A 6,303-nucleotide genomic window follows, 5' to 3' on the forward strand; every position below is an offset into this window, starting at 1 on the left:
GTGGGGGGTTGCTCGCCCAGTTCCCCCGCCCCTGAAGACCAGGCCCCTGCGGGCCTGAGAAGCACGGGGCGCAGCCCCTGCTTTTCACGGCCACGCGACGGCTTCAACGAGAGGCGAGGACGACCTGACCCTCCCCGGAGACCACCTCGGCCTCCCCGGCCCTACCCTCACCGCTCGCGCGCAGCGTCAACGCAGGACGCCGGCTCGGCAGGAAGAGGGCCAGCACCAGGCCGACGGCGACCGCACCCGTGGCGATGAGGAACGAGACGCGGAAGCCGTGCATCGTGGGGATCGCCACCCCACCCACCTCGTTCGCGGTGTTCGCCAGCACCATGCCGATGACGGCGCTCGACACGGACGTACCGATGGAGCGCATGAGCGTGTTGAGTCCGTTGGCCGCCCCCGTCTCGGACGGATCGACCGCACCGGTGATCAGCGCCGGGAGTGAGGAGTAGGCGAGGCCGATACCCGCGCCCAGGACCACGGACACCACCACGGTCTGCCACGCGGCGCTCATCAGGCCGAGCCCCGCCCCATAGCCGATCGCGATGATCAGCAGGCCCAGGATGAGGGTGCTCCTGGGCCCGTACTTGGCGGAGATCCGGGCGTAGACCGGCGCCGTGAACATCATCGTCAGCCCGAGCGGGGCCACGCACAGGCCCGCGACGACCATCGACTGTCCGAGCCCGTAGCCGGTGGCGGAGGGCAGTTGGAGGAGCTGCGGCAGGACGAGGGAGACGACGTAGAAGGAGACCCCGACCATGATCGAGGCGAGGTTGGTGAGCAGGACCTCACGGCGGGCGGTGGTCCGCAGATCCACCAGCGGCGCGGCGATGCGCAGCTCCAGAACACCCCAGAGCAGTAGGACCACGGCCGACGCGGCGAACAGCCCGAGCGTCGTCGCGGAGGTCCAGCCCCAGTCACTGCCCTTGGTGATCGGCAGGAGGAAGAGGACGAGGCCGAGGGAGAGGCCGAGCGCGCCGAGGTAGTCGAAGGTGCCCACCGCGCGTGTCTTCGTCTCCGGGACGGCGACGAGGGTGAGGACGATGGAGAGCACACCCAGGCCGGCGGAGCCGAAGAAGAGGACGTGCCAGTCGGCGTTCTGGGCGACCGCGGCGGCCAGCGGCAGCGCGAGTCCGCCGCCGACGCCTATGGACGAGCTCATCAGGGCCATGGCGGAGCCGAGGCGTTCGCGGGGGAGCTCGTCGCGCATCAGGCCGATGCCCAGCGGGATGGCGCCCATGGCGAAGCCCTGCAAGGTCCGGCCCACGATCATCGGTACGAGCGCGCTGGTGAAGCCGCTGATCAGAGACCCGACCACCATCACGGCCAGGCTGGCGAGCAGCATGCGCCGCTTGCCGTAGAGGTCGCCGAGACGGCCCATGATCGGCGTGGACACGGCGCCGGAGAGGAGGGTCGAGGTCAGTACCCAGGTCGCGTTGCTCGGAGAGGTGTCCAGCAGCTGGGGGAGGTCCTTGATCACCGGGACCAGCAGGGTCTGCATCACGGCGACCACGATCCCCGCGAAGGCCAGCACCGGGACGATCGCTCCGCCGGCACGCGCGGCGGGCCCCTCAGGGGTCGGCGGTGCGAGGGTCGGCGGTGTGTGCGGCTGTGTCATGGAGCGGGGCCTCCTGGCCGGGCGAGGGTATGTGCCATCTGAACCTCGTGTGCCCGGGCAACTATTCCGTTGTTTCGAGTGACTAACGAAACCTTGACCTGCTCATGGGAAAGTGACGGGGCGTCAGGGTGAGCCGCCGGGCTGCCCCCGGGCTCGCATTTTTCTCGCGGGCCGAGGCGACGGATCCGGACCCTCATGGACTGTTAAAGCATCTATGAGGTGCTCATGGGGGATCGGAAGCAGGCCAGGGACGCTCGGGTCGAAGGGTTCCAGAGCTTCCTCGTCGGCCGCTGGCCTCGGCTGATGGAGGTGTGCGCGACGGTCCGGGGGCGACAGTTGGCACGCGGACCTGTGCAACCCGCGCATCGTGCACCCGAAGGGCGCCCGGGCGAGCTGGTTCGTGGCGCTGGCGCCGGAGGGGGTCGAGTACGAGTGGGTGAAAGTGACGGGGTGAGCCCCGGCGCCGGTCAGTCGCTCTCTCCCCTCGACGCTTTTCTCCTCGCCGTCCGGATCTGACGTACTGTCAGGAGCCTTCACATGTGCACGAGGCTGGGCTATACAGAGGGTCGCCGGACTGGAACGCGTTCTAGGTGGGCGGGTTCCGGGTCGGCCGTGACGACCTCGGTGCGGCCGCTGGTGCGGACGGCCGTACCGAGGTTCCTCAGCCCACGCCACCCACGCCACCCGCCCCGGACCGCCCAGGAGCCCCATGCCCATCGACGCAGCCAAGGCGCTCGCGGCAGACCCCCGTTCCGCTGAGATCGCGTGGACGCGGAAGGACGTCCTGCTCTACCACCTCGGGATCGGCGCCGGCAGCCCCGCGACCGACCCCGACGAACTGCGCTACACGCTGGAGTCGCGGCTCCACGTCCTGCCGAGCTTCGCGACCGTCGCGGGCGCCGGCTCACCGGATGTGATCGGCGGCCTGAACGCACCCGGTGTCGACGTCGACCTCGCCAAGGTCCTGCACGGCGGCCAGCGCGTCGAGCTCCACCGGCCCATCCCGGTCGAGGGGCAGGCGACGGCGACCTCGCGCGTGGCGGCGGTGTACGACAAGGGCAAGGCGGCCGTCCTCGTCATGCGCACCGAGGTCGCCGACGCCGAGGGCCCGCTGTGGGTCAACGAGGCGCAGATCTTCGTACGCGGAGAGGGCGGCTGGGGCGGTGAGCGCGGTCCGTCCGCCCGGCAGGAACCGCCCACGACCGCGCCCGACAAGGAGGTGGAGCGGACCGTCCGCGAGGACCAGGCGCTGCTGTACCGCCTCTCCGGCGACTGGAACCCGCTGCACGCCGACCCGGAGTTCGCGGGGCGCGCCGGGTTCGACCGACCGATCCTGCATGGGCTGTGCACCTACGGGATGACGTTGAAGGCCGTGGTCGACACGGTCCTGGGCGGTGACGTCGGCCGGGTCCGCTCGTACGGGACGCGCTTCGCGGGCGTCGTCTTCCCGGGCGAGACCCTCCGCATCCGCATGTGGCGGGTCGACGACCACGCGGTGCGGGTGACGGTGACCGCCGGCATGGGGGTCCCCCCGCTCGAGCGAAGCCGAGAGTGGGGGAGGGACGACGCCCCGGTCCTCGCGGACACGCTCGTCGAGCACGCATGAGCAGCGCATCAGCGGATCACAGGTACTTCTGACATTTCCGAGGGGAGCTGCACCATGCGCGCAGCCGTACTGCACGAGATCGGCCAGGACAAGCTGGACGTGCTCGACGACGTCGAGGCGGTGGGCTTCGGGCCGGGCAGGGTGAGGATCCGGGTGCGGGCCACCGGGCTGTGCCACTCGGACCTGTCCGCCATGGCCGGGGTGCTGCCGCAGCCGGGACCGTTCGTCCCGGGGCACGAGGGCGCCGGCGAGATAGTCGAAGTCGGTGAAGGAGTGAGTCACTTGCGGCCCGGCGACCGGGTCGTCGTGTGCTGGCTCCCGGCCTGCGGCACCTGTCCCGCCTGCAAGCGCGGCCAGACGCACCTCTGCCTCGCCGGATTCCTCAACGCCGGCACGCCCAACTTCAAGCGGCCCGCCGGGGATGTGTTCGGCTTCGCGGGCACCGGTACGTTCGCCGAGGAGGTCGTCGTCGACGCGGGCTGTGCCGTGCCGATACCGGACGACGTGCCCTTCGACATCGCCGCCCTCATCGGCTGCGGCGTCACCACCGGCCTCGGCGCCGCCCTGAACACCGCCGATGTGGAGGCGGGTTCGTCGGTCGCGGTCATCGGTTGCGGCGGCGTCGGCATCTCGGCGATCCAGGGTGCCCGGCTCAAGGGCGCCGCCGAGATCGTCGCCGTCGACCCGGTGGTCTCACGACGCGAGGCGGCGCTCAGGTTCGGGGCCACCAAGGCGATCTCACCGGACGAGCTGGCCGACGCCAAGCAGTCCGTCACCGCCGGGGAGGGGTTCGACTACGTCTTCGAGGTCGTCGGACGCTCGACCACCGCCCGCACCGCGTACGAAACCACCCGGCGCGGCGGCACCCTCGTCGTGGTCGGCGCGGGCGCGCTGGACGACTTCCTCCAGCTCAGCATGTTCGAGCTGTTCTTCGACGAGAAGCGGATCCTGCCCTCCATGTACGGCGGCGGAGACGTCCTGCGCTCCTACGAGCGGGCCATCGCCCTCTGGCGCGCCGGCCGCATCGACCTAGCGGGGCTGATCACCCACCGCGTGCCCCTCTCCGACATCAACGAGGCGCTGGACCAGATGCGGACGGGCGTGGCGCTCCGCACCTGTATCGAGATCTGAGGCGAGTGAATCGGTTTCGGCGGAAGGGACTCGGCAGTGGCACTGCCTCTGGAAGGACTGTCCGCGATCGTCACCGGCGCGGGGCGTGGGCTCGGCCGGGCCGAGGCGCTGGAACTGGCCCGCCTGGGCGCGGCCGTCGTCGTCAACGACTACGGCCGGCCGGGTCGGGACGGTTCCGGTGAGGTGTCGACCGGGCCCGCGGAGGAGGTCGCGGCGGCGATCCGCGCGGCCGGAGGTCAGGCGGTGGCGCACATCGGCGACGTCTCCGACCACGAACAGGCCCGCGAACTGGTCGAGTTGGCGGTCGCCCGGTTCGGCAGGCTCGACATCCTCGTCAACAACGCGGGCATCCTGCGCGACCGGATGGTCTTCTCCATGTCCGAGGACGAGTGGGACTCGGTCGTCCGGGTCCACCTCAAAGGCCACTTCAACACGACCCGGTTCGCCTCCGCCCACTGGCGGGCACGGGCGAAGTCGGGCGAGGGCGGGGGGCGGGTCTACGGGCGGGTGGTGAACACCTCCTCCGAGGCCTTCCTCGCCGGGTCCGCGGGCCAGCCCAACTACGCCGCCGCGAAGGGCGGGATCGTCGGGCTGACCACCTCCACGGCACTCGCGCTCGCCAAGTACGGCGTCACCGCGAACGTCATCTGCCCGCGCGCCCGCACCCGGATGACCGAGGACGTCTTCGCGGGCCTGCCGGGGGCGCCCGACGGCACCGACACCGGCACCGGACTCGACCCCCTCGCCCCCGAGCACGTCGCCCCCCTCGTGGGCTACCTCGCCTCGCCCGCCGCCGCACAGGTGAACGGCCAGCTCCTCGTCGTCCACGGCGGCATGGTGGCGATCGTCGAACGCCCGCGCGTCCAGGCCAAGTTCGACACCAAGCAGGACGCGTTCACGTACGACGAGCTGGACGGCTTGCTGACGCCGTACTACGTCGACCGGCCGGAGGGGGAGACGTTCGCGGCGGCGGAGGTACTGGCGCTGCGGCATGGGCAGGGGGGCGATTCCCGGTAGGGGCGCGGAGTACCACGTTGTCTGCCGTCTGCCGTCTGCCGTCTGCCGTCTGCCGTCTGCGTCAGCTGTCAGCCGCGCCCGCTCCCCCGCCCGTTCCCGCGCCCGCGCCCGTTCCCGTGCCCGTGCCCGGAACGGGTCGGCCCCGCCCGTCGGTGACGGGCGGGGCCGGTGCCATGGGTGGTCGCTTCCGGTGTCGAATTGACGTTTCTCCAGAGGCGACCGGGAGGGATTTCCGTCGCCGTTCAGGCGGACGTCGTCGCCTCCGTGTGTTCGGCCGGCTTGCGGTGGCGTCCGCGAGGGCTGGTCTTCTCGGCTTCGTGGGCCGAGATCTGGCCCCGGTGCCTGCCGTGGCCTTCCGCCTCGTGGGGGTCGGCAGTGGGCGGCTGGGTTGTGTGCACGTCGCTCATTGGAAGTGTTCCCCGTCGAATGATCTTCTTATCGGCGGGTGATTTTAACGGGCCGCCTCGCTCGCCCCGAAGCCGCCCGAGCGCGTGTCGCCCGTGCCGCGTCCACTTGGCGCGCTGCCCCCACACCACCTTCACCCGACGGTCACCTCCTCGGGCACGCGCCCCTCCAACGGCGCCTGCTGCAAGGGCACGGGCCGGGCGACGACGGGCACGGACGTCTGAGCGCTCCCGGACGTCTGAGCGCCCCCGGACTGCGCGCCGCCAGACGGCGCATCCCCCGACTCCGCGCCGGTCAACTGCTCACCGGGCGACTGCGAATCGACCAACCCGGTGCCGGACGGTTCGCCACTCGACGCCCCGGCTCCGGCAGGCGACGCCCCGGCTCCGGCAGGCGACGCCCCGGCTCCGGCAGGCGACGCCCCGACCCCGGCACGCGGCGCCTCCTCCCCGGCCCTCTTCCCGTCCTTTCCGTCCTTCCCGCCTTCCTCCCGGGGCTCGTCCGGACCGTCCTCCAGCCACTC

5 protein-coding genes are annotated in these 6,303 nt (G+C 71.4%); 3 read left to right on the forward strand and 2 right to left on the reverse strand.

Annotated features, from left to right (window positions below; translation table 11 throughout):
- Positions 1-103: 103 nt before the first annotated feature.
- Positions 104-1,621 carry an MFS transporter gene (locus P1P70_RS38365; RefSeq protein WP_319246026.1) on the reverse strand — a complete coding sequence of 506 codons (1,518 nt, stop codon included), beginning with the start codon at positions 1,619-1,621 and terminating at the stop codon, positions 104-106.
- A 709-nt stretch (positions 1,622-2,330) separates the two neighbouring features.
- Here P1P70_RS38365 and P1P70_RS38370 point away from each other — a divergent pair.
- The 3 genes from P1P70_RS38370 to P1P70_RS38380 are packed head-to-tail and all read left to right on the forward strand — an operon-like array spanning position 2,331 to position 5,375.
- Entirely contained in the window at positions 2,331-3,227 is an 897-nt protein-coding gene (locus P1P70_RS38370) for a MaoC/PaaZ C-terminal domain-containing protein (protein WP_319246028.1), read from the forward strand.
- A gap of 54 nt (positions 3,228-3,281) precedes the next feature.
- Entirely contained in the window at positions 3,282-4,358 is a 1,077-nt protein-coding gene (locus P1P70_RS38375; RefSeq protein ID WP_319246030.1) for a Zn-dependent alcohol dehydrogenase, read from the forward strand.
- A gap of 36 nt (positions 4,359-4,394) precedes the next feature.
- Positions 4,395-5,375 carry a 3-oxoacyl-ACP reductase gene (locus P1P70_RS38380; protein WP_319246032.1) on the forward strand — a complete coding sequence of 327 codons (981 nt, stop codon included), beginning with the start codon at positions 4,395-4,397 and terminating at the stop codon, positions 5,373-5,375.
- A 242-nt stretch (positions 5,376-5,617) separates the two neighbouring features.
- On the opposite strand, the gene P1P70_RS38385 is transcribed toward P1P70_RS38380, so the two are convergent.
- The gene (locus tag P1P70_RS38385; RefSeq protein WP_192829657.1) at positions 5,618-5,782 is read right to left on the reverse strand and encodes a hypothetical protein; all 165 of its coding nucleotides are present in this window, start codon (positions 5,780-5,782) and stop codon (positions 5,618-5,620) included.
- Between the last annotated feature and the right edge of the window lie 521 nt (positions 5,783-6,303).

This window comes from Streptomyces sp. MB09-02B, from assembly GCF_033794485.1.
In the GTDB taxonomy this organism is placed as follows: domain Bacteria; phylum Actinomycetota; class Actinomycetes; order Streptomycetales; family Streptomycetaceae; genus Streptomyces.

Coding starts and splice junctions, on each gene's coding strand:
- P1P70_RS38365 (WP_319246026.1), bottom strand. CDS start 1,621: ATGACACAGCCGCACACACCGCCGACCCTCGCACCGCCGACCCCTGAG.
- P1P70_RS38385 (WP_192829657.1), bottom strand. CDS start 5,782: ATGAGCGACGTGCACACAACCCAGCCGCCCACTGCCGACCCCCACGAG.
- P1P70_RS38375 (WP_319246030.1), top strand. CDS start 3,282: ATGCGCGCAGCCGTACTGCACGAGATCGGCCAGGACAAGCTGGACGTG.
- P1P70_RS38370 (WP_319246028.1), top strand. CDS start 2,331: ATGCCCATCGACGCAGCCAAGGCGCTCGCGGCAGACCCCCGTTCCGCT.